Genomic DNA, 305 nt, shown 5'->3' with positions numbered 1-305 from the left:
AGAGCCCCCAGCACGAAATAGGGACGGCGGCGACCAAAACGGGTCCAGGTATTATCGCTCAGGTAACCAATAATAGGCTGTACAATCAGGCCGGTAACCGGTGCCGCTACCCATAAGATAGCCAGATTATTGTAATCCGCTCCGAGCGTTTCAAAGATACGACTGACATTGGCATTTTGCAGAGCAAAACCGAACTGGATCCCCAAAAAGCCGAAGCACATGTTCCAGATCTGCCAGAAACTTAAAGATGGCTTTGCACCGGCGATTCTTGCATTGGACTGGGCCGAAGTTAGCGGCGTAGCTTG

The 305-nt window shown here is 51.1% G+C and carries 1 protein-coding gene; it reads right to left on the bottom strand.

The genetic code is table 11. The annotated features are described in order from the left end of the window. A partial coding sequence (locus tag J0A66_RS22695; protein ID WP_241264394.1) for an MFS transporter occupies positions 1-221 on the bottom strand: 221 nt, incomplete at its 3' end. Positions 222-305: the final 84 nt, after the last annotated feature.

This window comes from Bowmanella dokdonensis (genome assembly GCF_017254865.1).
Classification (GTDB): domain Bacteria; phylum Pseudomonadota; class Gammaproteobacteria; order Enterobacterales; family Alteromonadaceae; genus Bowmanella; species Bowmanella dokdonensis.
The sequence above is the reverse complement of the archived record's forward strand: the minus strand, read 5'-3'. Positions and strand labels throughout refer to the sequence as shown.